Source organism: Neobacillus sp. SuZ13 (assembly GCF_030123365.1).
GTDB lineage: Bacteria > Bacillota > Bacilli > Bacillales > Cytobacillaceae > Neobacillus.
This window is the reverse complement of sequence record NZ_CP126107.1, coordinates 1,786,468-1,812,992: the sequence shown is the minus strand read 5'-3', so window position 1 is coordinate 1,812,992 and position 26,525 is coordinate 1,786,468. Positions and strand designations below refer to the sequence as shown.

General features: G+C 38.7%; 21 protein-coding genes. All 21 read right to left on the bottom strand.

From position 1 onward, the window contains the following. Positions 1–56 precede the first annotated feature (56 nt). Positions 57–4,382 (bottom strand): PolC-type DNA polymerase III, encoded by a 4,326-nt coding sequence (locus QNH17_RS08805; protein ID WP_283878320.1) that lies wholly within the window; start codon positions 4,380–4,382, stop codon positions 57–59. Positions 4,383–4,883: 501 nt separating this feature from the next. Then, the gene (rseP, locus tag QNH17_RS08800) at positions 4,884–6,143 is read right to left on the bottom strand and encodes an RIP metalloprotease RseP (RefSeq protein WP_283878319.1); all 1,260 of its coding nucleotides are present in this window, start codon (positions 6,141–6,143) and stop codon (positions 4,884–4,886) included. Positions 6,144–6,160: 17 nt separating this feature from the next. Further along, positions 6,161–7,303: a 1-deoxy-D-xylulose-5-phosphate reductoisomerase gene (gene dxr, locus QNH17_RS08795; protein ID WP_283878318.1), complete on the bottom strand. Its 1,143-nt coding sequence runs from the start codon at positions 7,301–7,303 to the stop codon at positions 6,161–6,163. Between the two features lie 34 nt (positions 7,304–7,337). After that, the gene (locus tag QNH17_RS08790) at positions 7,338–8,132 is read right to left on the bottom strand and encodes a phosphatidate cytidylyltransferase (RefSeq protein ID WP_283878317.1); all 795 of its coding nucleotides are present in this window, start codon (positions 8,130–8,132) and stop codon (positions 7,338–7,340) included. A 24-nt stretch (positions 8,133–8,156) separates the two neighbouring features. Continuing rightward, positions 8,157–8,933 (bottom strand): undecaprenyl pyrophosphate synthase, encoded by a 777-nt coding sequence (locus tag QNH17_RS08785; protein WP_283878316.1) that lies wholly within the window; start codon positions 8,931–8,933, stop codon positions 8,157–8,159. A 267-nt stretch (positions 8,934–9,200) separates the two neighbouring features. Next, complete coding sequence (gene frr, locus QNH17_RS08780; RefSeq protein ID WP_283878315.1) at positions 9,201–9,758, bottom strand: ribosome recycling factor; 558 nt, start codon at positions 9,756–9,758, stop codon at positions 9,201–9,203. After that, positions 9,758–10,483, bottom strand: coding sequence for a UMP kinase (gene pyrH / locus QNH17_RS08775; RefSeq protein WP_283878314.1), 726 nt, complete (start codon positions 10,481–10,483; stop codon positions 9,758–9,760). Before pyrH ends, frr begins: the two co-directional genes overlap by 1 nt. A 106-nt stretch (positions 10,484–10,589) precedes the next feature. Then, positions 10,590–11,471, bottom strand: a complete 882-nt coding sequence (gene tsf / locus QNH17_RS08770) for a translation elongation factor Ts (protein ID WP_283878313.1) — start codon at positions 11,469–11,471, stop codon at positions 10,590–10,592. A gap of 140 nt (positions 11,472–11,611) precedes the next feature. Next, the gene (gene rpsB, locus QNH17_RS08765; protein WP_144549034.1) at positions 11,612–12,316 is read right to left on the bottom strand and encodes a 30S ribosomal protein S2; all 705 of its coding nucleotides are present in this window, start codon (positions 12,314–12,316) and stop codon (positions 11,612–11,614) included. Positions 12,317–12,703: 387 nt separating this feature from the next. Further along, positions 12,704–13,483, bottom strand: coding sequence for a GTP-sensing pleiotropic transcriptional regulator CodY (gene codY / locus QNH17_RS08760; protein WP_144549032.1), 780 nt, complete (start codon positions 13,481–13,483; stop codon positions 12,704–12,706). 118 nt (positions 13,484–13,601) lie between these two features. Further along, positions 13,602–15,005 carry an ATP-dependent protease ATPase subunit HslU gene (gene hslU, locus QNH17_RS08755; RefSeq protein WP_283878312.1) on the bottom strand — a complete coding sequence of 468 codons (1,404 nt, stop codon included), beginning with the start codon at positions 15,003–15,005 and terminating at the stop codon, positions 13,602–13,604. An 18-nt stretch (positions 15,006–15,023) separates the two neighbouring features. Beyond that, complete coding sequence (gene hslV / locus QNH17_RS08750; RefSeq protein WP_026566454.1) at positions 15,024–15,566, bottom strand: ATP-dependent protease subunit HslV; 543 nt, start codon at positions 15,564–15,566, stop codon at positions 15,024–15,026. Positions 15,567–15,750: 184 nt separating this feature from the next. Then, positions 15,751–17,058, bottom strand: a complete 1,308-nt coding sequence (gene trmFO, locus QNH17_RS08745) for an FADH(2)-oxidizing methylenetetrahydrofolate--tRNA-(uracil(54)-C(5))-methyltransferase TrmFO (protein ID WP_283878311.1) — start codon at positions 17,056–17,058, stop codon at positions 15,751–15,753. 197 nt (positions 17,059–17,255) lie between these two features. After that, entirely contained in the window at positions 17,256–19,334 is a 2,079-nt protein-coding gene (gene topA, locus QNH17_RS08740; RefSeq protein ID WP_283878310.1) for a type I DNA topoisomerase, read from the bottom strand. A gap of 344 nt (positions 19,335–19,678) precedes the next feature. After that, positions 19,679–20,566: a DNA-processing protein DprA gene (dprA, locus tag QNH17_RS08735; protein WP_283878309.1), complete on the bottom strand. Its 888-nt coding sequence runs from the start codon at positions 20,564–20,566 to the stop codon at positions 19,679–19,681. An 87-nt stretch (positions 20,567–20,653) separates the two neighbouring features. Next, entirely contained in the window at positions 20,654–21,556 is a 903-nt protein-coding gene (gene sucD, locus QNH17_RS08730; protein ID WP_098571679.1) for a succinate--CoA ligase subunit alpha, read from the bottom strand. A gap of 22 nt (positions 21,557–21,578) precedes the next feature. Continuing rightward, on the bottom strand, positions 21,579–22,739 hold the full coding sequence (gene sucC / locus QNH17_RS08725) for an ADP-forming succinate--CoA ligase subunit beta (RefSeq protein WP_283878308.1): 1,161 nt from the start codon (positions 22,737–22,739) through the stop codon (positions 21,579–21,581). Positions 22,740–22,974: 235 nt separating this feature from the next. Beyond that, a complete protein-coding gene (locus tag QNH17_RS08720; protein ID WP_283878307.1) occupies positions 22,975–23,742 on the bottom strand; it encodes a ribonuclease HII in 768 nt (255 codons plus the stop codon). Positions 23,743–23,828: 86 nt separating this feature from the next. Beyond that, positions 23,829–24,734 (bottom strand): L-serine ammonia-lyase, iron-sulfur-dependent, subunit alpha, encoded by a 906-nt coding sequence (gene sdaAA, locus QNH17_RS08715; protein WP_283878306.1) that lies wholly within the window; start codon positions 24,732–24,734, stop codon positions 23,829–23,831. Between the two features lie 31 nt (positions 24,735–24,765). After that, positions 24,766–25,428: an L-serine ammonia-lyase, iron-sulfur-dependent subunit beta gene (sdaAB, locus tag QNH17_RS08710; RefSeq protein ID WP_283878305.1), complete on the bottom strand. Its 663-nt coding sequence runs from the start codon at positions 25,426–25,428 to the stop codon at positions 24,766–24,768. Positions 25,429–25,550: 122 nt separating this feature from the next. After that, the gene (ylqF, locus tag QNH17_RS08705; protein WP_283878304.1) at positions 25,551–26,414 is read right to left on the bottom strand and encodes a ribosome biogenesis GTPase YlqF; all 864 of its coding nucleotides are present in this window, start codon (positions 26,412–26,414) and stop codon (positions 25,551–25,553) included. Positions 26,415–26,525: the final 111 nt, after the last annotated feature.

Sequence of the window (26,525 nt, the reverse complement as noted above, 5' to 3'; positions counted from 1 at the left end):
ACCATAACCATCATTTTTATGCAAATAGCTTCGCCGTTTGTCAAGTATTTTCCTATTTAAAACAACGATAACTGGTTTTGCTCTGGAAGGGATGCGAGGCACCCTTGTTTGTCCAAATATTCAAGAATGGTTTTAGATACTTTTCCGCGCTGCTGCAAATCTTCTTTAGATAAAAACTCTCCTGTTTCCCTAGCTTTGACAATATTATAGGCCGCATTTGTTCCGAGACCTGGAATCGAGTTAAATGGCGGTATTAAGGTATTGCCTTCAATGATGAATTCAGATGAAGATGACTTATATAAATCGTAGTTTTGAAATACGAAGCCGCGTTCTGTCATTTCTAAGGCTAGTTCTAAAACCGTTAATAAGTTTTTCTCTTTGTTTGATGCTTCCAAGCCTTTCGCATTGATTTCCTCAATTTTAGCTCGAATTGCTTCTGAACCGCGCGACATCGCTTCTATGTCGAAATCTTCAGCACGAACAGTAAAGTAAGCGGCATAATAGAGAAGCGGTAAATGAACCTTGAAATAGGCAATTCTAACTGCCATAAGTACATAGGCAGCAGCGTGGGCTTTAGGGAACATATACTTGATCTTTTTACAGGAGTCAATATACCATTCCGGAACCTCGTTTTTCCTCATCTCAGCTTCCATTTCTTCACTTAAGCCTTTACCTTTACGCACTGATTCCATAATTTTAAAAGCGAATGAAGGGTCCAATCCCTGATAAATAAGGTAAACCATGATATCATCCCGGCAGCCAATTACTTCACTAAGATTACATGTTTTATTATGGATTAATTCCTGTGCATTCCCCAGCCATACATCGGTACCATGTGACAGACCTGAGATTTGCACTAATTCAGAAAAAGTAGTAGGTTTTGTATCTTCAAGCATCTGACGAACAAATCGCGTACCAAATTCAGGGATTCCCAATGTCCCCGTTTTACACATAATCTGCTGTTCTGTTACGCCTAATGACTCGGTGCCGCTGAAGATCTTCATAACTTCAGGGTCGTCAGTTGGAATTGTTTTTGGATCCATCCCGCTCAGGTCCTGAAGCATCCTAATGACAGTCGGGTCGTCATGTCCAAGAATATCGAGCTTTAAGACATTATCATGGATGGAATGGAAATCAAAATGCGTTGTCTTCCATTCAGAATTTCTATCATCTGCTGGGAATTGAATTGGTGAAAAATCATAAACATCCATGTAATCAGGGATTACGATAATCCCCCCCGGGTGCTGTCCTGTTGTTCTTTTTACACCCGTACAGCCCGATGCTAGTCGTTCCACTTCTGCCCCTCGGAGTTGAAGATTGTTGTCCTGCTGATATGCCTTCACATAACCAAAAGCTGTTTTATCTGCAACCGTACCAATTGTCCCGGCACGATAAACATATTCTTCTCCGAAAAGGACCTTGGTATAGTTATGGGCACGCGGCTGGTATTCTCCCGAGAAATTTAAATCGATATCGGGAACCTTGTCCCCTTTAAATCCAAGAAACGTTTCGAACGGAATATCGTGTCCGTCTTTATGGTATTTCCCGCCGCATTGCGGGCAATCTTTATCAGGTAAATCAAAACCAGACCCAACCGATCCATCATTAAAGAACTCTGAATGCTTACACGTTGGACATACATAATGTGGCGGCAGCGGGTTGACTTCGGTAATTTCTGTCATGGTCGCAACCAGTGATGAACCGACAGACCCCCTGGAACCTACAAGGTAGCCGTCATCCAATGATTTTTTTACTAGCTTATGTGAAATTAAATAAATAACGGCAAATCCATGACCAATAATACTTTTTAATTCTTTTTCTAACCGGGCTTCAACAATTTCTGGCAAGTTATCACCGTATATTTTTCGTGCCATTGCGTAACTCATTTCACGCATTTCTTCATCGGCACCCTCAATTTTCGGTGTGTACAAATCATCTTTAATTGGTTTAATGACTTCAATCATATCAGCAATTTTATTCGTGTTCGTGACGACTATTTCTTTTGCCTTCTCTTTTCCTAAAAAGGAAAAAGCATCCAGCATTTCATTAGTTGTTCTAAAGTGTACATCTGGAAGTTCATGACGGTTGAGCGGATTAGCTCCACCTTGGGAATTAATTAATATTTTGCGATAAATTTTATCATTTTCGTTAAGGTAATGAACATTTCCTGTGGCAACGACTGGAAGTCCTAATTTATCCCCCAAGTTAACAATTTTCGAAATAATGTCTTCCATTGCTTTTTCATCGCTAACCAATTCCATTTCAATTAACGGTGCATTGACTTCTTTTGGCATAACTTCAATGTAATCATAAAAGCGGGCAGCGCCTTCTACTTCCTCAGGAGATTTTTGCATCATCCCCTCAAATACTTCTCCTTTATTACATCCAGAGCCAACAAGAATCCCTTCTCTGTATTTTTGTAAAACAGAACGAGGCAATCGAGGGACACGATAAAAGTATTCGAGGTGGGAAATGGATACAAGTTTAAACAGATTCTTTAAACCTGCTTGAGTTTGAGCTAATAATGTACAGTGATACGGACGAGCACGTTGGTAGGCATTACCTTTACCCATATTATCATTAAATTGATCATGATATTCGATTCCTTTTTCAAGTGAATCTTTTAACATTTTCAAAAGTAAATAACCAGTGGCCTCTGCATCATAAATTGCTCGGTGATGCTGGGTTAATTCAATATCAAACTTCTTTGCCAGCGTATTTAACCGATGGTTTTTCAATTCTGGATAGAGGAATCGACCAAGTTCAAGCGTATCAATAACAGGATTATTGGCTTTATCAAAGCCTATTTTTTTATAGCCGACATTTAGGAACCCCATATCAAAGGAAGCATTATGGGCAACAAGGACAGAATCTCCGACCCATTCTCTAAAATTCCGAAGAACTTCTTCTATTTCCGGAGCAGTTTGGACCATGTCATCGGTGATTCCCGTAAGATTGATTGTTGTTGCCGATAATCGGTGATGTGGATTGGCAAAGGATTCAAAACGGTCAATGATTTCTCCATCATGTATTTTTACAGCGGCTAGTTCGATAATGGTGTTGTACACAGCTGAGAGACCAGTCGTTTCAACGTCAAAAACGACATAGGTATCCTCGGTAAGCTGACGGTGCGCATCATTATACGCGATTGGCACCCCATCATCTACTAAGTTTACTTCAACGCCATAAAGAATTTTAATATCATTTTTCTTCCCTGCACCATATGCTTCAGGAAAGGATTGGGCAACGGCATGATCAGTTACGGCAATCGCTTTATGCCCCCATTTTTTAGCCTGGGCAATCAACGCACTCACAGGTGTGACAGCATCCATTTGACTCATTGGGGTATGAAGATGGAGCTCAACCCGTTTTTCATCTTCAGGAGCCGTATCCTTCCGACCTGCCGGTTTGATTTCATTAATATCATTGCCTATCATGACGAGGTCTCGGACAAAGGTATCATTTTGAATGCTTCCTCGAACCTTTACCCACATACCCTTCTTGACTAATTGGAAGAGAGCAGCGTCTTCTTTGTCTCGTGAAAACATTTTTACCATGATGGAACTTGTATAATCCGTTATTTTAAATGTTAACAGAGACCGACCGCTCCTGAGTTCACGAATCTCAGCATCAAAGATGTAACCTTCCACCGCTACTCTTCTTTCTTCGTCGACAATATCAATCAAAGTGCGGAAGTCGTTATTATCTTTAATCGTAAGACCAATAGTAAGTGGTCCAGATGGCAGCTCTCCAGATGCTTGATCCTTTTCAGCTTCTTTTTTCTGCAATTCTACCATTGCCTGCAGTCCGCGTTCTTGGTCTTCTTTTTGCTTAGCAAGTAAAAATTGTTGGTATTCATCACTTTTTTCTACATTTTTCAGGTCCGTCTCTATTGAAAGGCTAGGAAACCCGAACGATTGATATATTTTTGAGATTACCTCACCATATTTCCTCTTTAATGCAAGTCCTTCTGTATCATTACGAACCGTAATTGTTAGTTTATTTCCATTCACTTCAGGGAGTTGTTCATGCAACAGTTTTAAAAGAGGCGGAGCAATCCCATCTATTTGCTGAATGCTATAACTCCAATAATCTCGTATTAATTCAGATGAAATGGTTTGATTTGTTACATTAATTTGGAAAGATATCGTGGCGATATTTGAAAATGTCCGTTCAAGTTGTGTCGTAAACAGAACATAGATATTATAGGGAAGAATATTTTCGAGTAAAAATTGAAAATGCCACTTTCGATTCTTTTTTTCAACTAATAACCTATCTATTTGCGCATTGTTGAAATGCACTACAACAGCATCCTCAATTAATTGCAGCTGCTGGAGCAAGAGTTGGAATCGCTCTTTTTTGCCTAGGGCATGTTCGCTCATCGTTCTCTCTCCCATCTATTAAAAATCACTTTATTTATCTCGTCAAAAAGTAATTATATCATATGAGTCGATTTGATTCGGCATTAATCGACAGAAAAAATTCTCCAATTTAGTTAAAAAGTTTTCTTTTAAAAAGGCTCTGTTAAACTTGCCTGTTGATTTCCGCTCCAGGCACTTCGCTTTCCGCGGGCGGTCCGGGGAGCTTGTCCAGCTGCAGCGCCTAGCCACTCGAGGTCGCTTCGGTCCTGCCGCTGAAGTCAAAGAACGACTTCAACGTCAGGCCCTCCAGCGCTTGTCGGGGCTGTACAAGGCGCTTCCGCATTTCTTTCTCCTCGTCGCTGCGCTCCTGTGGGGTCTCCCCTGCCCCGTCCTCCCGCAGGAGTCTTCGTGCCTGGAACGAAGGTCAACAGGGGGCCAAAATATACAATAAGCTTAACATAGCCTTTAAAAAAATAAGGGACCGGATTAACGGCCCCTTATTTTACAGAAAATTTATCATATTTACAGGAAGAACCTTTGAATATCATTCCATGTTACAACAAGCATGAGTAACATGAGTAGGGCAAATCCAATAAAATGGACCATCCCTTCCTTTTGACGATCAATTGGCTTTCCTCTAACTGCTTCAACAGCAAAAAACATCAATCTGCCGCCATCCAGAGCGGGAATCGGCAATAAGTTCATAATTCCTAAGTTAATGCTTAATATCCCGGCCCACTTCATTAAATAATAAATTCCAGATTTAGCAACAGAATCAGTAGCTTGGTAAATACCTACCGGTCCTGATAGTGCATCGATTGAAAATTGTCCCGTTACTAATTTACCAACCATCACAAAAATCTGCTTGGTCCAGAAATAGGTTTCTGTGAATCCTGCTTTTATCGCTTGAACGGGTGATTTTTCAACTGGACTATAGACACCAATTAGTCCGATTTTCTTTCCTTCAACCGTTTTTTCAATTGGGGTTACAGTGATATCTAAATCCTTGTTGTCACGACGAATTGAAAAATCGAGTTTTTCATTTGGGTTTTTCCGAATAACTTCTACAACATCAGACCAACTAGTTATTTCTGAACCATTGATCGTCTGTATTAGATCACCTTTTTTAAGACCTGCAGCCATTGCTGCCCCTTCAGGAGTGATTTCACCTAACTTAGGTTCATTCGTTGGTACACCTTGAATAAAAGCAATAATAATAAAGACAATGAATGCTAGTACAAAATTCATCATTGGTCCAGCAAAAATAGCCATTGTTCTTTGCCCCAATGTTTTTGAACCAAATTGGCGATCAATGGGAGCAATCTGTGATTCAACTCCATTTTCAACGATGACGGCTTCTGGGTTAATGGCAAATGTTTTTAATTCCTCATCTTCATCGTCAGGAAATCCTTTAATGATTAAATCTTTTTCAATATCAGCATATTCCACTTCAACAATCCGGCAATTAGGAAATTTTTCTTTATTATTCAAGATGATTTTATTTACTTTCTCATTCTTATCAAATAACAGGCCAATTCGATATCCAGGCTTAATTTCAATTATTTCTGGGTCTTCGCCTGCCATACGGACAAATCCGCCAATCGGTAGTAAGCGAATGGTATAAGTCGTCTCCCCTTTTTTATGAGAAAATACTTTTGGCCCAAACCCTATGGCAAATTCACGGCATAAAATACCTGCCCTTTTTGCGAAAATCAAATGACCTAATTCATGAAAGAATACAAGTGCGCCAAAAATCACAATAAAGGCAATAACTGTAGTCAAATTAAAACCACCTTTTTTTATAGAAGTGAACGTACATACTGTCTTGTTTCTGTATCTATCTCTTGGATAGCTGCTAAGCTAGGGTGATCCACGGTTTGGTGAGAAGTTAATGCCTTTTCAATCAAATCCTCAATCTGCAAGAAATGAATTTTTCCGTCTAGAAATGCTGCAACAGCCACTTCATTAGCTGCATTTAATACGGTAGGCATCGAGCCTCCTTTTATTCCTGCCTCATAGGCAAAACCTAGACAGCGGAATCTTGCCATATCCATTTCCTGAAAATGCAATTTCCCAATACTTGCTAAATCCAAACGCTTTGATGTAGGCAATGCTAAGCGATCAGGATAGGTGAGTGCAAATTGGATTGGTACTCTCATATCTGGTGTACCAAGCTGTGCAATAATACTGCTATCATGAAATTCAACCATTGAATGAATGATGCTTTCTTTATGCAGCAATACATCAATCTTTTCATATGGCATATTGAAGAGCCAGTGTGCTTCAATTACTTCCAAACCTTTATTCATCATCGATGCCGAATCAATGGTGATTTTGGCACCCATCGACCAATTTGGATGGTTTAATGCTTGTTCTACAGTCACATTTTTCAATTCTTGCCTGGAAAGATTACGAAAGCTTCCGCCTGAAGCAGTTAGAATTAATCTTTCAATATTTTTTTCTTTCTCCCCCTGCAAGGCTTGAAAAATGGCAGAATGTTCACTATCAACAGGAAGGAGTGGAACATTATTTCTTTTAGCAGCTTCGATTACCAAATGACCAGCAGTTACAAGCGTTTCTTTATTAGCAATTGCGATGACTTTCCCGCTCTCAATCGCTTGCAGCGTTGGATTTAAACCCACACTGCCGATGACAGCATTGACAAGGATATCTGCTTTTTTATAAACGGCAGTCTCAATTAATCCTTCCTGACCATATGTAAACTTAATTGTAGGGAATTCTGCTTTTAATGTATGACAGTCATGATAGTCTTGTACAGAAACAAGCTCAGGTTGAAACTCAACAATCGATTTACGAGCCAAATCAATATTCTTACCAACAGAAATGGCTGCAACACTAAATTCAGTTGGATGCTCACGAATAATATCTAACGTTTGGGTGCCGATTGATCCAGTGGCACCCAATAAACTAATTTTTTTCAAAAAGGTCAACTCCTAAATGCGAAGCACATACGTTTTATATCCATAGGTGAAACAGATGAAGCAAGGGCCAAACAAATAATAGGCTATCAAATCGGTCAAGGATCCCGCCATGACCTGGTAAGATATTTCCAGAGTCTTTAACATTAAAATGACGCTTAAAAGCAGATTCAACTAAGTCACCGATTTGTCCAAAAATAGAAAGAACTACTGTAATTCCCATTAATGATAAAAGACCGACGTTGATGTCAGAGAAAAGTGCAAAGAGCACAGCAACCAAAACTGCACAAGCAATACCGCCAATTGATCCTTCCACCGTTTTATTGGGGCTAATTTCCGGCCAGAGCTTTGTCCTTCCAAGAGCCTTTCCAATAAAATATGCCCCCGAATCGGTAGCCCAGATCATAAACAAGGAATACAAAATAAAGACGAGTCCGCCATCTTGTCTAGTTTCAAAGAAATAGTAAAATCCAATCCCCACATAGATAGCAGATAAAATCGAAAATGAAACATCTTCAAAAGTAAATTGATTCTTGGTTATGACGGTAAAGGTTAATAACAATAGGATTAACGCAATACAAATTTCGGCTTTTGAGTAATAAAATGAATCTAATATGTGATGATACTTTTCAGGGAAAAGCAGCACCCATAGAAATAAAACTAATAATACACCATTAACCGAAAAAATATTCAGTTTTTTCATTTTCAATAATTCATACAAACCGATCGTCGCTAAAAAATACGTAAGCAATACCATTGGAAATCCACCAAAGTAAACGATGGGCAAAAAAAGTGCAGCTGCGATGACTCCTGTTATGATTCGTTGCTTCATTTAATTTTCAACACCTTTGTTGTACTATATACCACCAAACCGACGCTGCCGTTTTTGGAATGTTTCAATTGCCTCAAGTAAATGTTCCTCACTAAAATCCGGCCATAACACATCTGTAAACCAAAACTCAGAGTAAGCTAACTGCCAAAGCATAAAGTTACTTAAACGAATTTCACCACTCGTACGTATTAATAGGTCCGGGTCAGTAAAGTTGGCAGTCATTAGATAGGAAGAAAAGACTTTATCATCTAGGTCTATCTCATTTAGTTTACCACTTTTGCTATCATTTAAGACCTTCTTAACGGCATCAAGTATTTCCGCTCTACTCCCGTAATTTAAAGCAAAATTGAGAACTAACCCGTTGTTATCCTTCGTATCCTCAATCGCTTTTTCGATTGCACGGAGCGTATGTGGAGGAAGTTGATCTTTGTACCCCATCATTTTCACCTGTACATTTTCTGCAATCAAATCGGGGAGAAAGGTACCTAAAAACTCATCAGGAAGGCTCATTATATATTCCACTTCATTCTTTGGTCTTTTCCAATTCTCAGTCGAAAACGCATATAATGTTAACGTCTTAATTCCAAGTTCATTTGCTAATTTCGTTGTTTTACGGACTACTTTCATACCTTCGTGATGACCAGCAATCCTCGGTAATGCCCGTTTTTTAGCCCAACGCCCGTTTCCATCCATAATAATCGCCACATGTTCAGGAACAGGCAATTTTTTTATTTCATCTATTTTATTTCGGAGTGTGGAAAGGGTGTTTCGGTTCTTCCCAAGCCTTATTTTATTAAACATGACATTGCTCCTCTAATTAGTTAATCATTTCCTCCGAAAATAAATCATCGATCAATTCCATTGAAGCGTGTGTTGTTATGTAATGGACATTTCGGGGTAGCATGTTTTTATCATACCAAAAAAGCATTAAGATATCTCTATTAATTAACTTATGTAAAATAAAAGGAATTAAGAATTATTTTCAGACAACTTTCAAAATCCCTCAATAGATCTTATTTACGTAATAAAATAGTGAAAAACCCCCTAAACAGAGGGTTCGATAATGAATTATACTTCCATAATTTCTTTTTCTTTATCTTTTGTGACTTGATCAATTTTACTAATGTATTCGTCAGTTAACTTTTGAATATCATCAGAATGACCGCGAAGAGCATCCTCAGTAATTTCCCCATTCTTCTCAAGCTTCTTCAAATCATCATTACCGTCACGACGGATATTACGGATAGCTACTTTAGCTTCTTCTGAATACTTTTTAACTAACTTAACCAGTTCTTTACGGCGCTCCTCTGTCAATTGTGGGATCGCAAGGCGGATTACCGTGCCGTCATTAGTAGGATTTAATCCTAAATCAGATTTGAGAATAGCTTTCTCAATATCACCAAGAATAGATTTATCGTAAGGTTGAATCACAATTAATCTTGCTTCAGGTGTGGTAATTCCAGCCATTTGATTGACAGGAGTTGGTGCACCATAGTAATCAATTGTAATTCTATCTAATAATGAAGCACTTGCTCTTCCAGCTCGAATACTTGCAAGTTCACGTGAATATGACTGAATCGCTTTTGTCATACGATCTTTTGTCGCAGCAATGACCTGTTTCGGCATTAATTTTTCCCCCTAACAATTGTTCCTATCTTTTCACCCATAACGGCTCGTTTAATATTGCCCTGCTCCATAATTGAGAAAACAATTAATGGTATATCATTGTCCATACATAATGAAGATGCAGTTGAGTCCATAACTGCTAATCCTTCTTTAAGCACATCAAGGAAAGACAGATCTTCATATTTGATTGCGTTGGCATCTAAACGAGGGTCAGCAGAGTAAACTCCATCGACATTATTTTTTGCCATCAAAATCACTTCAGCATCAATTTCCGCTGCTCGGAGTGCTGCAGTTGTATCAGTAGAGAAATATGGATTCCCTGTACCAGCCGCAAAAATAATCACCCGTTTTTTTTCTAAGTGCCTAATCGCACGGCGTCTAATATAAGGTTCTGCCACTTGGCGCATTTCAATTGATGTTTGCACCCTTGATTCAATCCCCAAGTGCTCCAAGCTATCTTGTAGCGCTAAAGAATTCATTACAGTTGCAAGCATCCCCATATAATCAGCTGTTGCCCGGTCCATTCCCATCTCACTACCTATTTTACCACGCCAAATGTTACCACCGCCAACAACGACAGCAACTTCTACACCAAGTTCCGCTATTTCTTTCACTTGAATAGCAATCGATTTGATTACTGAAGGTTTAATACCAAAGCTTTCATCACCAGCTAGTGCTTCACCGCTCAACTTTAAAACTACCCGTTTGTACTTAGGACCGCTCATATTAACCTCCAATATGTATTTATTTCTTCTTAAAAAAGGGAACACATAGTGTCCCCTATTTAATAGCTATTTCGTAATATTCCCTTATGTTCGAGAATATTGCCGATTATTTTTTAATTTGATTCATTACTTCTTCTGCAAAGTTATCTTCACGTTTTTCAATGCCTTCTCCTACTTCGTAACGAACGAATTCACGGATTGTAGCACCTTTAGATTCAACGAATTGACGTACTTTTTGATCAGGGTTTTTAACAAAAGTTTGGTCAAGAACACAAACATCTTCAAAATATTTTCCAAGGCGGCCTTCAACCATTTTTTCAACGATCTTTTCAGGCTTGCCTTCGTTTAGAGCTTGTTGAGTTAATACTTGACGCTCATGCTCAACTTCGTCTTGTGAAACTTGGTCACGAGAAACATATTTTGGCTTAAGTGCAGCGATATGCATTGAAACATCTTTTGCAGCGTCTGCATCTGTAGTACCTTCAAGAACAGATAACACAGAAATACGTCCACCCATATGAATGTAAGCACCAAATGCATCGTTGTCAGTTTTTGATAACACTGTAAAGCGGCGAAGTGTTAATTTTTCACCAATCTTAGCAATCGCAGCATTGATATGGTCTGCAACAGTAGCGCCATTTTCCATTGTTTGAGCAGATGCTTCTTCAACAGATGCTGGGTTGTTTTTTAGAAGGTGTGCAGCTAATTCTTTTACAAGTGCTTGGAACGCTTCGTTTTTCGCTACGAAATCAGTTTCAGAGTTTACTTCTAGGATCACTGCGTTGTTTCCTTCAGTAACTACATATGTTAACCCTTCTGCAGCGATACGGTCACCTTTTTTAGCCGCAGATGCAATTCCTTTTTCACGTAAGAAGTCAATTGCTTTGTCCATATCACCATCAGTTTCAGTTAATGCTTTTTTACAATCCAACATACCTGCACCAGTTTTTTCACGTAATTCTTTTACCATTTGAGCAGTAATTGCCATAATGTAAATTCCTCCTTTATTTTTCTATGTATCCATATCTTAGCCAATGACAGCTAATATAAAACTTTCTTAAAAAAACCTTCTTAAAAAAAGGTGATAAAGGGTCTCCCTCTTATCACCTTTTCATTTAATCACTTAAATTAAGCTTCTACAGCTACTTCTTCACCTTGTTTAGCTTCAAGGATCGCATCAGCCATTTTACCAGTTAAAAGTTTAACCGCACGGATTGCATCATCATTCGCTGGGATAACAACATCGATTTCGTCTGGATCACAGTTTGTATCAACGATACCAACGATAGGAATGTTTAATTTCTTTGCTTCCGCAACAGCGATACGCTCTTTACGAGGGTCGATGATGAATAATGCATCTGGAAGTTGTTTCATGTCTTTAATTCCGCCTAGGAATTTTTCAAGACGTTCTTGTTCTTTCTTTAATTGTACTACTTCTTTCTTCGGTAATACTTCGAAAGTACCGTCTTCAGACATTCTTTCAATATCTTTTAAGCGGCCAATACGCTTTTGAATTGTTTCAAAGTTTGTTAGTGTACCACCTAACCAACGTTGGTTAACATAGTACATACCAGAACGGCCCGCTTCTTCTTTAACAGAATCTTGAGCTTGTTTCTTAGTACCAACAAAAAGAACTGTTCCGCCGTTACCAGCAAGTTCCTTAACCCAGTTATAAGCTTCTTCAACTTTCTTAACTGTTTTTTGTAGGTCAATGATATAGATACCGTTACGCTCTGTGAAGATATATTTCTTCATTTTTGGGTTCCAACGGCGTGTTTGGTGTCCAAAGTGTACACCAGCTTCAAGCAATTGCTTCATAGAAATTACTGACATGATTTTTTCCTCCTAATGGTTTGTTGTCCTCCGCTCACTTCATTTTTAAACAGAAACTGTTATGAACAGCACCATCTGTTTAAATCAATAAGCGTGTGTATTAACACCGTAAAATAATATAGCATATGTGATAATAACAATCAAGCATTACTTTTATAAAAAGGTTCTATTTAACTTGCCTGTCGATTTCCGTTCCAGGTGCTTCGCTTTCCGCGGGCGGTCCGGGGAGCCTCCTCGGTGCTACGCACCTGTGGGGTCTCCCCTGCCCCGTCCTCCCGCAGGAGTCTTCGCACCTTCCACTCCAATCAACAGGGTGCCAAAATAATGAATGAGCTCTAACATTACTAAAAAAAACAAAATCCCTAGCGAGGCTAGGGAATGGTTTAATTAATTTGCTCTTAGTTTATCTAATTCAATCAAGAACTTATCATTTAAGACTTTGATATATGTTCCTTTCATACCAAGTGAACGAGATTCAATTACCCCAGCACTCTCAAGCTTTCTTAAAGCGTTAACGATAACTGAACGGGTAATTCCAACACGGTCTGCAATCTTAGATGCAACTAATAACCCTTCACGGCCATTAAGCTCTTCAAAAATATGCTCAATCGCTTCCAGCTCACTATATGATAATGAACTAATTGCCATTTGAACAACAGCTTTACTTCTTGCTTCTTCTTCAATTTCTTCTGACTTTTCACGAAGGATTTCCATACCTACAACTGTTGCACCATATTCTGCGAGGATTAAATCTTCATCATGGAATTTTGCTTCTAATCTTGCTAGGATGAGTGTTCCAAGACGCTCCCCACCACCAATAATTGGCACAATTGTTGTTAAACCTGTACGGAATAAGTCTCTGTTTTCCACTGGAAAAGCAGTGTATTGGCTTTCAATATCAAGGTTTGAAGATGTTTCTTGAATATTAAATAAACCTTTAGTATATTCTTCAGGAAATTGACGATCCTCAAACATCTTTTTCATTCTTTCGTTTTCAATTTGCTGATAAATTGAAAAGCCAAGAAGTTTTCCGCGACGGCTGACAATATACACATTTGCTTCAATTGTTTCACTCAATGTTTCGGACATTTCCTTAAAATTAACTGGTTTTCCAGCTGCCTTTTGCAATAATACGTTAATCCTTCTAGTTTTTGTAAGTAAATCCATCTGTTTCTTCCTCCTAAGTAACTACAACCATTATTAAATTTTAATCAAGCATAATTTCTACATTTTAGGTATTTAATAAATGAACATTGCTTCCAAATGGAAATTGAGATGTTCACTTTTACAGGATAAACTGACTTAAATCTTTGTTTTTCGAAATAGCACCGAGTTTATCATCTACATACTGTGGTGTAATGGTAACCTTCTCCATAGAAATATCTGGTGCCTCAAAAGATAAATCTTCTAAAAGCTTTTCTAGTATGGTATGAAGACGTCTTGCACCAATATTATCTGTATTTTGATTCACTTCATATGCAACTTCAGCAATTCTACGAATAGCATCGTCAGAAAATTCAATTTGTATACCTTCAGTTTCCAATAATGCTTGATATTGCTTAATTAGTGCATTATCCGGCTCGATTAAGATCCTGAAAAAATCTTCCACAGTCAGCTTCGTTAATTCAACCCGAATTGGGAAGCGTCCTTGAAGTTCCGGAATTAGATCTGAAGGTTTGGCCATGTGAAACGCGCCGGCTGCAATAAATAACACATGATCCGTTTTCACTGACCCATATTTTGTTACCACTGTTGAACCTTCAACAACAGGTAAAATGTCACGTTGGACACCTTCTCTTGATACATCCGCTGAAGAACCTCCAGAGTTCTTGCTAGCAATTTTATCAATCTCATCAATAAAAATAATTCCATTTTGTTCAGCTCGGTAGATTGCTTCTGACGATACTTCATCCATGTCAATCAGCTTAGAAGCTTCTTCACTAGTTAACACTTTTCTAGCTTCACGAACAGTCAATTTGCGCTTTTTGCGTTTTTTTGGCATAAAGCTGCTTAGGGCATCTTGCATATTCATCCCCATTTGTTCAATTCCTGAGCCTTGAAGCATATCAAACATTGATGGTGTTTGCTCTTCTACCTCGACTGTAACGATTTCTTCCTCAAGCTGCCCTAGTGCCAATTTTTCTTTGACAATTTTCCGTTTTTCTGTGATCGAATAATCTTCTTGCTGAGTTTCTGTTTCAGTTGATGGATTGCCGCCGCCAAAAAGCATCTCTAGTGGATTTTTAAAGTTATTTGCCTTTTTAGCGGATGGAACTAGTAAATCGACAAGTCGGTTGTTTGCATTCTCTTCAGCCCGTTCCTTCACACTTTGCATTCGTTCCTCTTTCACTAGACGTACAGAGGTTTCAGCAAGATCCCTAACCATGGATTCAACATCTCGCCCGACATAGCCCACTTCAGTAAACTTGGTAGCTTCCACTTTGATAAAAGGAGCACCAACTATTTTAGCAATCCTTCTGGCAATTTCCGTTTTCCCCACGCCAGTTGGCCCGATCATCAAAATATTTTTAGGGATAATTTCATCCCTAAGTTTTTCATTTAACAATCCTCTTCTGAATCGATTTCTAAGGGCAACAGCCACTGCTTTCTTAGCATCCTTTTGTCCAATGATATATTGATCAAGTTTTTCAACTATTTGACGAGGGGTTAAATTAGTGGTTCTTCCCATAATATACGTCTCCTTCCGTTATAGCTCTTCCACAATAATGTTATGGTTCGTGTACACACATATTTCCGCTGCTATTTCTAAAGAAGCTTTCGCTATTTCCTTTGCAGATAAGTGGTCTCCCGCATATTTCTTTAGCGCACGTCCCGCGGATAACGCATAATTACCGCCAGAGCCAATCGCAAGAATTCCATCATCAGGTTCGATTACTTCTCCAGTTCCTGATACAAGCAGTAAATATTCACGATTCATAACAATGAGCATTGCTTCAAGCTTTCTGAGCACTTTATCGCTTCTCCACTCTTTGGCAAGCTCTACCGCAGCTCTTTGAAGGTTTCCGTTAAATTCTTCTAATTTTCCCTCAAATAATTCAAAAAGGGTAAATGCATCTGCAACAGATCCGGCAAAACCAGCAAGTACTTTTCCATTAAATATCTTTCTAACTTTTCTTGCTGTGTGTTTCATCACTACCGCATTACCAAATGTCACTTGTCCATCACCTGACATTGAATATTCACCATTATGATGGATTGCAAATATCGTTGTCGCATGAAATTGGTTCATAAAAATGAACCTCCTTTTGGAGTGATTTCGATTACATTTTCGCATAGATAATTATGTAACATGTGAAATTCCAATTTGTAAATACTCTATAATTAACTTTAAGAAAATATTCACATTTGTCATAATATTCTTCTCGCAAGGGCTACTAAATCGTAACATACTTCTAATTCCCTTGCAATAAACTTTACAAAACTTTCACAAAGTTCTGAATTGTTTCCAGCGCTCTATTTGCGTGCTGTAAATTACGCTCTTGCTTTCCTTTAATTCTTACCGGCAGTTCGGGAAATAAACCAAAGTTTGCATTCATTGGCTGGAAATTCTTTGCGTTGGTTGTCGTAATATAATGTGCCATGCTTCCGATCGCTGTTTCAGCAGGAAATTCAAGTGGGTCCAAACCTTGGCTTAAACGTGCGGCATTTATTCCAGCAATTAACCCGCTTGCAGCCGATTCGACATATCCTTCTACCCCTGTCATTTGACCAGCAAAGAATAAATCTTCCCGGTTGCGGAATTGATAAGTGGCTTTTAAGACCTTTGGAGAATTAATAAACGTATTACGATGCATCACACCATAACGGATTATTTCCGCATTTTCTAATCCAGGAATTAATTGAATAACTTCCTTTTGCGCCCCCCACTTTAAATGTGTCTGAAAACCGACAATATTAAAAAGTGTTCCTGCCGCATCATCTTGACGAAGCTGAACTACCGCAAAAGGCCTTTTCCCTGTTTTTGGGTCTTCTAATCCTACAGGTTTTAATGGACCAAATAACATCGTTTTCTTTCCTCGAGACGCCATTACTTCAATCGGCATACACCCTTCAAAAAAAACTTCCTTTTCAAATTCTTTTACAGGAACTGTTTCAGCTGAGATTAGCGCCTCATAAAAACGGTTAAATTCTTCTTCGGACATTGGACAGTTCAAGTAAGCTGCTTCCCCTTTATCATAACGGGATTTTAAATAAACTTTTTCCATATCAATACTATCTTTTTCAAGTATTGGTGCAGCGGCATCGTAGAAATAAAGATATTCCTCGCCTGTCAGCCCCTTAAGTTTTTCAGAAAGATCCGGACTTGTTAACGGTCCTGTGGCAATAACTGTTATACCCTCAGGAATTTCCGTTACTTCTTCATTTACCACCGTCACATTTTCATGATTTTTTACCATTTCAGTTACTTTTGCTGCAAATTCATGGCGATCGACTGCTAGCGCACCCCCAGCAGGTACAGAACAAGCATCTGCAGCTGCGATGATGACGGAATCAAGCTTTCTCATTTCTTCTTTTAATACGCCTACTGCATTTGTTAATGTATTAGCACGTAAAGAATTACTGCAAACTAATTCTGCAAATTTATCAGTATGGTGTGCAGGAGTTTGCCTAACTGGTCTCATCTCATATAGTCTTACTTTTCCCCCGCGTTTTGCAATTTGCCATGCTGCTTCACTACCTGCAAGGCCAGCCCCGATTACATTTATCGTTCCATCGTTCATTTATTATCCTCCTAATATTAATCTTGGTTTATGTAAATGTGGTTAAGTTCACATACCTATCATTACCTTTCCCACAATTAAGTCCAACTTGCATTGTACTATACGAATGAAAAAGAAAAAAGTTTTAAGCAACTTGGAAATATTTTTAATTATGATAATAACAAAATGAAAAGAGTGGACTTTGTCCACTCTCCCCCTTAGTTTTGCGGTTCCTCTTTGTAATCACAACTAACACATTGAACTTGCACGCCTTTTTTTAATTTCTTTTCAACTAGCATGCCTTCACATTTAGGGCATTCCCTTGGCAGTGGTTTATCCCAGGAGATAAATTCACATTCAGGGTATTTGGTGCAACCGTAAAATAATCTCTTTTTCTTGCTTTTACGCTCAATGATTTGTCCTTCTTTACAATTCGGGCAAGTTACTCCGATTTCTTTGACAATTGGTTTTGTATTCCGGCAATCAGGAAAATTACTGCAAGCCATAAATTTCCCATATCGGCCCATTTTAAAGACCATTGGGTTACCACAGTTCTCACAATCTTCCCCTGCAGGCTCGTCTTTGATTTCAACAGATTGCATTTCTTCTTCAGCTTTTTTTAAATGAATTTCAAAATCTTGATAAAACTCATCGATAATATTGACCCAAGGGACCTTACCATCTTCGATATTATCCAACCCCTGTTCCATTTTTGCTGTAAATTCGACATCCAGAATATCTGGGAAAAACTCTAAAATTAACTCATCGATAATTTCACCCAGCTCGGTTGGTACAAATCTTTTATTATCGAGTGCAACATAGCCTCGCTTTTGAATTGTGTCGAGGGTTGGTGCATATGTCGACGGACGGCCGATTCCCAGTTCTTCGAGTGTCTTAACCAGTCTTGCCTCCGTATACCTTGGCGGAGGCTGGGTGAAGTGCTGCTTCGGCTCGATGTCCTTTTTAAACACTTCATCCCCAACTTCTAGATTTGGAAGCATTTTATCCTTTTCATCTACATTGTCATCTGAACCCTCAACATAAAGTTTCATAAATCCAGGAAACTTTATTTTTGAACCATTAGCTCGGAATAGGACATTCCCATTTTGTAAGTCTACGCTCATTGTATCCATCACAGCTTGTGCCATTTGGCTCGCTAAAAACCGTTCCCAGATTAATTTATATAAACGTAGTTGGTCTCTTGATAAAAATGATTTTAAGCTATTGGGGTCTCTCAAAGTACTCGTCGGTCGAATCGCTTCATGTGCATCTTGAGCGTTCGATTGTTTCTTCTCTTTTCTTTGCTCATCTTTTAAATAATCTTCTCCATACTCTGAGCGGATGTAGCTAGCAGCCTCGGTTTGTGCCACTTCTGAAATCCGTGTTGAATCCGTTCTCATATATGTAATCAGACCAACCGTTCCTTCTTTTCCAAGCTCAATTCCTTCATATAACTGCTGTGCAAGCATCATCGTTTTCTTAGCTCGAAAATTTAGTTTCCTGGCTGCCTCTTGTTGTAAGGATGAAGTAATAAAAGGTGGTGCAGGGTTTCTTTTTCGTTCCTTTTTTGTAACTGACATGACTTTAAACTTATTATCATCCATTTGGCTTAGGATACTTTGGACATCTTGTTCTGATTTAAGTTCAAATTTTTCTTTGCCAGCTAATGAAAAATATTGGGCACTGAAATGGTCTTTTCCTTTTAAAAACTCGCCATCGATCGTCCAATATTCTTCAGGGACAAAGGCTTTGATTTCATTTTCCCGATCGATAATTAGACGGACGGCAACAGATTGAACTCGGCCTGCACTTAACCCTTTCTTCACCTTTTTCCAAAGAAGAGGACTGATATTATAACCTACAAGCCGGTCGAGAATTCTACGTGCCTGCTGGGCATCCACCAAATCCATATTAATTGGACGTGGATGTTTAAATGACTCTTTAATCGCATCTTTTGTTATTTCATTAAAAACGACTCGACAATCAGAACTAATGTCCACTGATAAACTATGGGCTAAATGCCATGCAATTGCTTCCCCTTCACGATCCGGGTCAGCTGCGAGATAGATTTTTTTCGCTTTTTTAGCTGCTGTTTTTAAATCTTTTAAAACAGGACCTTTTCCACGAATCGTAATATATTTTGGTTCATAGCTATTTTCTACATTAACCCCCATTTGGCTCCGTGGCAAATCGCGAATATGTCCCATTGATGCTTTTACTTTATATTTATTTCCTAAATATCGTTCAATCGTTTTCGCTTTTGCCGGCGATTCAACGATTACAAGAAAATCTGCCATTTAATTATCCTCCTTAAGAGGGAAAGTGTAGAAGCGCCCCGAATCTGGCAAAATTTCTGTTTCTAAGGTGCTTTTCATTTGAGAAGCTTTCCTATATACCAGTTTTACCTAAATTGACCGGAGAAAATACTTTACAAAACTGCCCTATCCCAAAGTTTTTCTTTTATATGTTTTTTACATAATTATTTATTCCATGTGCAAATATTCTTTTTTTCGAACATCTGTTGGAAAATGTATAACAAATTAGAAATTATTGCAACCTTTTTAAGCTAATTTCTCCATTTATTCATAAAAACCTTTAAAAATAAACAATTTTTCTAAAAAATTATTGCTAACCTAGAGTTTTATCTAATTTCAACTAATATATCCTCCGCATCTGTTACCAGCTTTGCCCCTTGTTGAATTAATTCATTTGCACCTATTGAATATGGATTAAATATGCTTCCAGGTAAGGAAAATACATCTCTTCCCTCATTGACAGCAAAATTGGCAGTGATCAGGGAGCCGCTTTTTCGCTTTGCTTCTATAATAAAGGTCCCCTTAGACAAACCACTAATGATTCGATTTCTCGATGGAAAATGCCATCTTAGAGGCTTTGTATCGGGAGGATACTCTGAAAGAACAAGTTGATTTTTCATCATATCTAAAGCTAAGTTCATATTTTCCTTGGGATAAATATGATAAAACCCACCAGCAATCACGGCAATGGTCTTTCCACCATTTTTTATCGCATTTTCATGGGCGAGTGCATCAATTCCTCTTGCTAAACCACTTACTATTAGTACCCCTTGATCTATTAAACCTGGAAAGATCATTCGAATGGCATTTTTTCCATATTGGGTAGCCTGACGAGAACCAACTACGGCAAGTTTGGGGTCTTTTTCGAGCAGGGAGAGATCACCCTTGGCAAACAATGCCCATGGTGGTTGATAAATTTCTTTTAACAAAGGGGGATATTCTTTATCCAAAATTGTGATGACGGCAATATCATTAGTTTCGTATTGGCGGATTTGGTCACGAATGATGTCGGGATTTGGTATAATGCTAGAAGATTTTTCTGAAGAGTTACTTGAGGTATTAGGTGGAAATAAACTAGTCTGGTGTGGAAATTGAATTTTTGACTTATAGACGTTTTTCAGGGTTGGATCTTTTTTCAGCATTTGTAAAACGGCAATCCAAGAAATATCTGGATAATGCAACAAAGAAATCAGGTTCTCTTTAAAGTCGTCCATTTTTATAATTGCCTCCTTATAAAAATAAAGTTAGACAAATAGCCCCTCAATTATGAGGGACTATTTGTTAAAGACTAGCAGAAAATATTAGTGTGTTTTACACTTTTCGTATAATCCTTGTTCTTTTAATACTTCAATTAAAGTTTCACCCATAACAGATGGTGTATCAGCAACTTTAATTCCGCATTCGTTCATGACACGGATCTTTTCATCTGCTGTACCTTTACCACCAGAGATAATCGCACCTGCATGTCCCATACGTTTCCCTGGAGGAGCTGTACGTCCACCGATGAAGCCGACAACAGGTTTTGTCATATTCGCTTTCACCCATTCAGCTGCTTCTTCTTCAGCTGTACCGCCGATTTCGCCAATCATGATCACAGCGTATGTTTCAGGATCTTCATTAAAAGCTTTTAAAACATCGATGAAGTTTGTCCCATTCACAGGGTCGCCACCAATACCAACTGCAGTTGTTTGACCAATACCAGCTTGAGTTAATTGATGAACAGCCTCGTAGGTTAATGTTCCAGAACGGGATACAACGCCGACATGTCCTTTTGTATGAATGTAACCAGGCATGATCCCGATTTTACATTCATCAGCAGTGATAACACCTGGGCAGTTTGGACCAACTAAGCGGGTCTTTTTGCCTTCCATATAACGTTTTACTTTTACCATATCTAAAACTGGAATATGTTCAGTGATACAAATGGCAAGATCCAACTCAGCATCGACAGCTTCGATAATTGCATCGGCTGCAAATGGTGCAGGTACATAAATAACAGAAGCTGTAGCGCCTGTTGCGACAACTGCATCTTTAACAGTATTAAAGACAGGAACGCCTTCTACTTCCATTCCGCCTTTACCTGGAGATGTCCCACCAACAATTTGGGTTCCATATTCAAGCATCTGTTTTGTATGAAAAAGGGCTGTTGAACCAGTAATCCCTTGAACAATAACTTTTGTATCTTTATTAATAAAAACGCTCACGTTAATTCCCCTTTCTTTGATCCTATTTCACTAATGAAACGATTTTTTGTGCGCCATCAGCCATGGATTCAGCAGCAATAATTTCAACAGTTGACTCAGCTAAGATTTTCTTACCTAATTCAACATTTGTTCCCTCTAATCGAACAACAAGCGGAACACTTAGCCCAACTTGCTTAGCTGCTTCTACTACACCCTCAGCAATAACATCACACTTCATGATTCCACCAAAGATATTAACGAAAATACCTTTTACGTTTGGATCAGAAAGGATAATTTTGAATGCTTCTGTAACCTTCTCAGCAGTTGCGCCGCCCCCAACATCAAGGAAGTTAGCCGGGTCGCCGCCGTAATGTTTAATAATATCCATCGTTGACATGGCAAGACCTGCACCGTTAACCATACAACCAATGTTTCCATCTAACGCAACATAGCTTAAGTCGTATTTAGAGGCTTCGATTTCCTTTGCATCCTCTTCTTCAAGGTCACGATACTCAAGCACGTCTTTTTGACGATATAGAGCATTTGAGTCAAAGTTTAATTTTGCATCAAGAGCCATTACCTTACCATCACCTGTAACAACAAGCGGGTTAATTTCTGCGATTGAGCAATCTTTTTCGATATAAGCATTGTATAGAGCTGTCATAAATTTAACAGCTTGATTAATTAATTCTTTTGGAATATTAATATTGAATGCAATGCGACGTGCTTGATAAGGTTGTAACCCTACAACTGGATCAATTTCTTCTTTGAAAATTTTCTCTGGAGTCTTTTCAGCAACCTCTTCAATTTCCGTACCGCCCTCTTCTGAAGCCATTAAAACAACTCGAGAAGTCGCACGGTCTAATACTAGTCCAACATAGTATTCTTTTTTGATATCACAGCCTTCTTCAATAAGCAGGCGTTTCACTTCTTTACCTTCTGGACCTGTTTGGTGTGTTACTAAAGTTTTTCCGAGGATTTCGCTTGCATATGTACGAACCTCATCAAGGTTTTTTGCTACTTTAACACCGCCGGCTTTACCCCGTCCACCAGCATGGATTTGTGCTTTTACTACACAAACCTGTGTACCTAATTCCTTCGCTGCTTCCACTGCTTCTTCTACAGTGAACGCTACTTTACCATTTGGAACCGCAACCCCGTATTTTCTGAGGATCTCTTTCCCTTGATACTCATGGATATTCATTTCCCATCCTCCTATTCAAACTCTTCTAAAAACTGACTCCGTTTTCATTTTATATAATGATACATACCTTGTCTACCATTATGCTAAAAAATTATATACTTCTTAGAAATACTCTAAATTGTCAATTATTTTCTCCCGATTTTACGTAGGAAGTTTGCGCCTCATTTGGAATAATTTGTTTTCTAATATAATAATAAAAAACAGGCATTGCCTGTTTTTTATTATTGTATATTCCTCAAATAAAGTCCTTGACTGGTGCAAATGTTTTTCTGTGATAGGATGTGATCCCATGTTGTTTGATTGCCTCGATGTGTTCCTTTGTTCCATATCCCATGTTTTGCTGAAATCCATAGACTGGATAGGTTTGTGAAATTTCTTTCATCAGTGTATCTCTAGCTACTTTTGCTATAATTGATGCAGCAGCGATTGAAATACTTTTTGCATCACCCTTAATAATAGATTCAGAGGGGAAGGGAATATCAAGTTTCATTGCATCAATAAGTAAAAAGTCTGGTTTTGGGTCTAAAGATGCAATCGCAGCATTCATTGCTTTTTTTGTCGCTTGATAAATATTCATTTCATCAATTTCCTGAGCATGAATCATCGAAATGCTATAAGAAATGGCTTCTTTTCTAATGATTGAATCGTATTCTAAACGTTTTTTTTCAGACAACTTTTTAGAGTCGTCAATACCCGCAAGAAAAAAGTCATTTGGCAAAATGACAGCTGCCGCAACTACTGGACCAGCAAGTGGTCCTCTTCCGACTTCGTCAACACCTGCAATCATTTCAAATCCTTTTAAGCGCCAATTATGTTCATAAACATTCATTTCCTCAAACTTTTCTTTTAGCTGTTGTTTCTCAGCATATTTCTTTTTCCATTTATGTACCAACTGTTGGACACCTTTGCGCTCATCTCGAAAAAGGTCTAATAAGAATGGATCAGATTCGATCGCGATATTTTCTAATCGTTGTTCAATCTCTGCGATTGTTAATTGTTTCATTCTATCACCCGCTATTTTGATACGTTATCATTTTTATAACAAACAAAATAACACCCAATTTTCTTTAGCATTGGGTGTTATTCACATTAGGATAATACTAAGTCTTTTAATTTGAATGGTTTGTCCATGCCGAAAATTTCTTGTTCCAATCTTTTTCCTGTAGGAGTCGCTGCAAGTCCGCCCTCGGCTGTTTCTCTTAAAGCAGAAGGCATAGATTGGCCTATTAAAAACATCGCATGAATGACTTCGTCACAAGGGATTCTACTTGTAATTCCCGCCAACGCCATATCTGCTGCCGTAATAGCATTAGAGGCACCCATTGCATTCCGTTTTACACAAGGAACCTCAACTAAACCAGCAACTGGATCGCATACTAATCCAAGCATATTTTTCAGAGTGATCGCCATCGCCTCGGCAGCCTGCTTTGGCGAGCCGCCTGCTAATTCAACAATCGCTGCTGCAGCCATTCCACTCGCTGAACCTACTTCTGCCTGGCATCCACCTGCCGCGCCAGAAATAGAGGCATTATTAGCGACAACGAAACCGAAAGCGGCTGCCGTAAATAAAAATTCAATCATTTCTTGCCGCGTTGGATTTAATTTTTCTTTTAACGCAAATAAAGTTCCTGGTACTACTCCTGCTGAACCTGCCGTTGGTGTAGCACAAATAACACCCATTGCTGCGTTCACTTCATTAGTTGCCACTGCCTTACTAACGGCATCTAACAAAATTGTTCCCCCTAGGGCTTGGCCACTCTTAATATAGTTTTGAAGCAACACTGCGTCGCCGCCAGTTAGGCCTGTATGGGAATGTACTCCCTTTAAACCTCTTTCCACCGCTTGCTCCATTACCACTAGGTTCCTATTCATTTTACCTAGAATTTCTTCTCTAGAAAGACCAGAAACCTCGATTTCTTGACGAATCATGATTTCTGCAATTTTAACCTGATTGCTTTCTGCAAGTTGAACAAGTTCGTCTACATTTCGAAACATTTGAGCACCTCCTGATGTCAAGTAAGTTTATTTAATCAGCCATGCGAATAATTTGTGATACATTTGAAAGATTCTGTAATTCCACTATGACCTTGTCATCAATCTTCTGGTCGACCTCAATAACCATTAAAGCCATTTCCCCTTTTTCTAATCGCGAAACTTCCATATGGCCAATGTTAATTTCATATTTTGATAACACACTTGTTACAGCTGAAATGATACCAAAACGATCTTGATGAATAACTAAAATTGCAGGGTGTTCACCCGAAAGTTTCAATGGGAATGAATTTATTTCAGTAATCTCGATTGTTCCACCGCCAATTGAAATTCCAACCAATTCAAGTTTGTTATCTTCATGATACAAATTTATTTTCACGGTGTTTGGGTGATCTGTTACCGCCTCTTCCGTACGAAAGGTCACCTCTAAACCCATTTCTTTTGCAATTTCCAAAGATTTTGGCATTCGGTCATCAAATGTATCCAAATCTAAAAGTCCAGCCACAATGGCAAAGTCTGTTCCGTGTCCTTTATAGGTTTTTGCAAACGAACCATACAATGAGATGATTGCTTTCTTTGGCAACTGACCGAATAATGTTCTTGCTACCCGGCCAATTCGTGCTGCGCCTGCTGTATGTGAGCTCGATGGTCCAATCATGACAGGACCAATAATATCAAATGCAGAACGATATTTCATATAGGACGCTCCTTTACTTTCTATACAATAATATTACAAGAAAAAAGGCAAAATAGCCTTCGATAAATACTGGGAAAAATACATAAAAAAGACTCTCCGTCCGGAGAGTAAAAACTAATTCTTTATTCAGAAATTAAATCATCAGGTCGTTCAAATGTAATCCGGCCAAATTTCTCGGATCTAATTTCCTTGATGACCAATTCAGATACCTTATCATAATCAACAATGCCACCAGCCGCAAGGCATCCGCGCAGTACACCTATTTTATCAAACATCTCTACCACATCTTCAGGTAGAGTTTCAAGACTGTAACGCTCCTTTAAGCGCTCTGGATATTCCCGTTCTAAAAACCTAAGGACATAAACTGTGAGGTCTTGGAGGTTCAGTAATGTATCTTTGATAGCCCCTGTAACGGCCAGTTTTTTGCCAACTTCTTGGTCCTCAAACTTTGGCCATAATATTCCTGGCGTGTCGAGAAGTTCCATTTCCTTTCCTACTTTAATCCATTGTTGGGCTTTCGTAACACCTGGAGTATTACCAGTTTTAGCGATATTTTTCTTCGCTAACCGATTAATCAAAGTAGATTTACCCGCATTGGGAATTCCGACTATCATTGCACGAATTGCCCGTGGATTTGTCACCCCTCTTGCTCTAAGACGGTCAAATTTTTCTTTTAATATTTCTTGTGAAGCTTGCGCAATTTCTCTCATACCTTCTCCAGCCTGAGAATTAATTGCTATTGCTTTAATTCCTTTTTCGGCAAAGAACTGAATCCATTCCTTTGTTGCTTCTCGATCAGCCATGTCTGCTTTATTTAACAAGACAAGCCTAGGCTTATGTTGAATGATTTCATCTATCATTGGATTTCTCGAAGAATAGGGAATCCTCGCATCCACCAATTCAAATATAATATCAACTAACTTTAACTTTTCTGTGACCTCTCTGCGAGCTTTTGCCATATGGCCAGGAAACCACTGGATCGTCATCGTTGGCCACCTCCCTTAAAAGCGAAAGCGCCTTGACCAGCCCCGACAAGCAAAAGCCAAGCTGGCATGAAGGTTGCTTCTTAACCTTCATGTCGGATTGGCTTTTGACCT

Excerpts from the sequence above, each read along its gene's own strand:
- QNH17_RS08805 (WP_283878320.1), bottom strand. The coding sequence starts at position 4,382 with ATGAGCGAACATGCCCTAGGCAAAAAAGAGCGATTCCAACTCTTGCTC.
- QNH17_RS08790 (WP_283878317.1), bottom strand. The coding sequence starts at position 8,132 with ATGAAGCAACGAATCATAACAGGAGTCATCGCAGCTGCACTTTTTTTG.
- QNH17_RS08785 (WP_283878316.1), bottom strand. The coding sequence starts at position 8,933 with ATGTTTAATAAAATAAGGCTTGGGAAGAACCGAAACACCCTTTCCACA.
- frr (WP_283878315.1), bottom strand. The coding sequence starts at position 9,758 with ATGCCGAAACAGGTCATTGCTGCGACAAAAGATCGTATGACAAAAGCG.
- pyrH (WP_283878314.1), bottom strand. The coding sequence starts at position 10,483 with ATGAGCGGTCCTAAGTACAAACGGGTAGTTTTAAAGTTGAGCGGTGAA.
- tsf (WP_283878313.1), bottom strand. The coding sequence starts at position 11,471 with ATGGCAATTACTGCTCAAATGGTAAAAGAATTACGTGAAAAAACTGGT.
- rpsB (WP_144549034.1), bottom strand. The coding sequence starts at position 12,316 with ATGTCAGTAATTTCTATGAAGCAATTGCTTGAAGCTGGTGTACACTTT.
- codY (WP_144549032.1), bottom strand. The coding sequence starts at position 13,483 with ATGGATTTACTTACAAAAACTAGAAGGATTAACGTATTATTGCAAAAG.
- hslU (WP_283878312.1), bottom strand. The coding sequence starts at position 15,005 with ATGGGAAGAACCACTAATTTAACCCCTCGTCAAATAGTTGAAAAACTT.
- hslV (WP_026566454.1), bottom strand. The coding sequence starts at position 15,566 with ATGAACCAATTTCATGCGACAACGATATTTGCAATCCATCATAATGGT.
- trmFO (WP_283878311.1), bottom strand. The coding sequence starts at position 17,058 with ATGAACGATGGAACGATAAATGTAATCGGGGCTGGCCTTGCAGGTAGT.
- topA (WP_283878310.1), bottom strand. The coding sequence starts at position 19,334 with ATGGCAGATTTTCTTGTAATCGTTGAATCGCCGGCAAAAGCGAAAACG.
- dprA (WP_283878309.1), bottom strand. The coding sequence starts at position 20,566 with ATGGACGACTTTAAAGAGAACCTGATTTCTTTGTTGCATTATCCAGAT.
- sucC (WP_283878308.1), bottom strand. The coding sequence starts at position 22,739 with ATGAATATCCATGAGTATCAAGGGAAAGAGATCCTCAGAAAATACGGG.
- QNH17_RS08720 (WP_283878307.1), bottom strand. The coding sequence starts at position 23,742 with ATGAAACAATTAACAATCGCAGAGATTGAACAACGATTAGAAAATATC.
- sdaAA (WP_283878306.1), bottom strand. The coding sequence starts at position 24,734 with ATGTTTCGAAATGTAGACGAACTTGTTCAACTTGCAGAAAGCAATCAG.
- sdaAB (WP_283878305.1), bottom strand. The coding sequence starts at position 25,428 with ATGAAATATCGTTCTGCATTTGATATTATTGGTCCTGTCATGATTGGA.
- ylqF (WP_283878304.1), bottom strand. The coding sequence starts at position 26,414 with ATGACGATCCAGTGGTTTCCTGGCCATATGGCAAAAGCTCGCAGAGAG.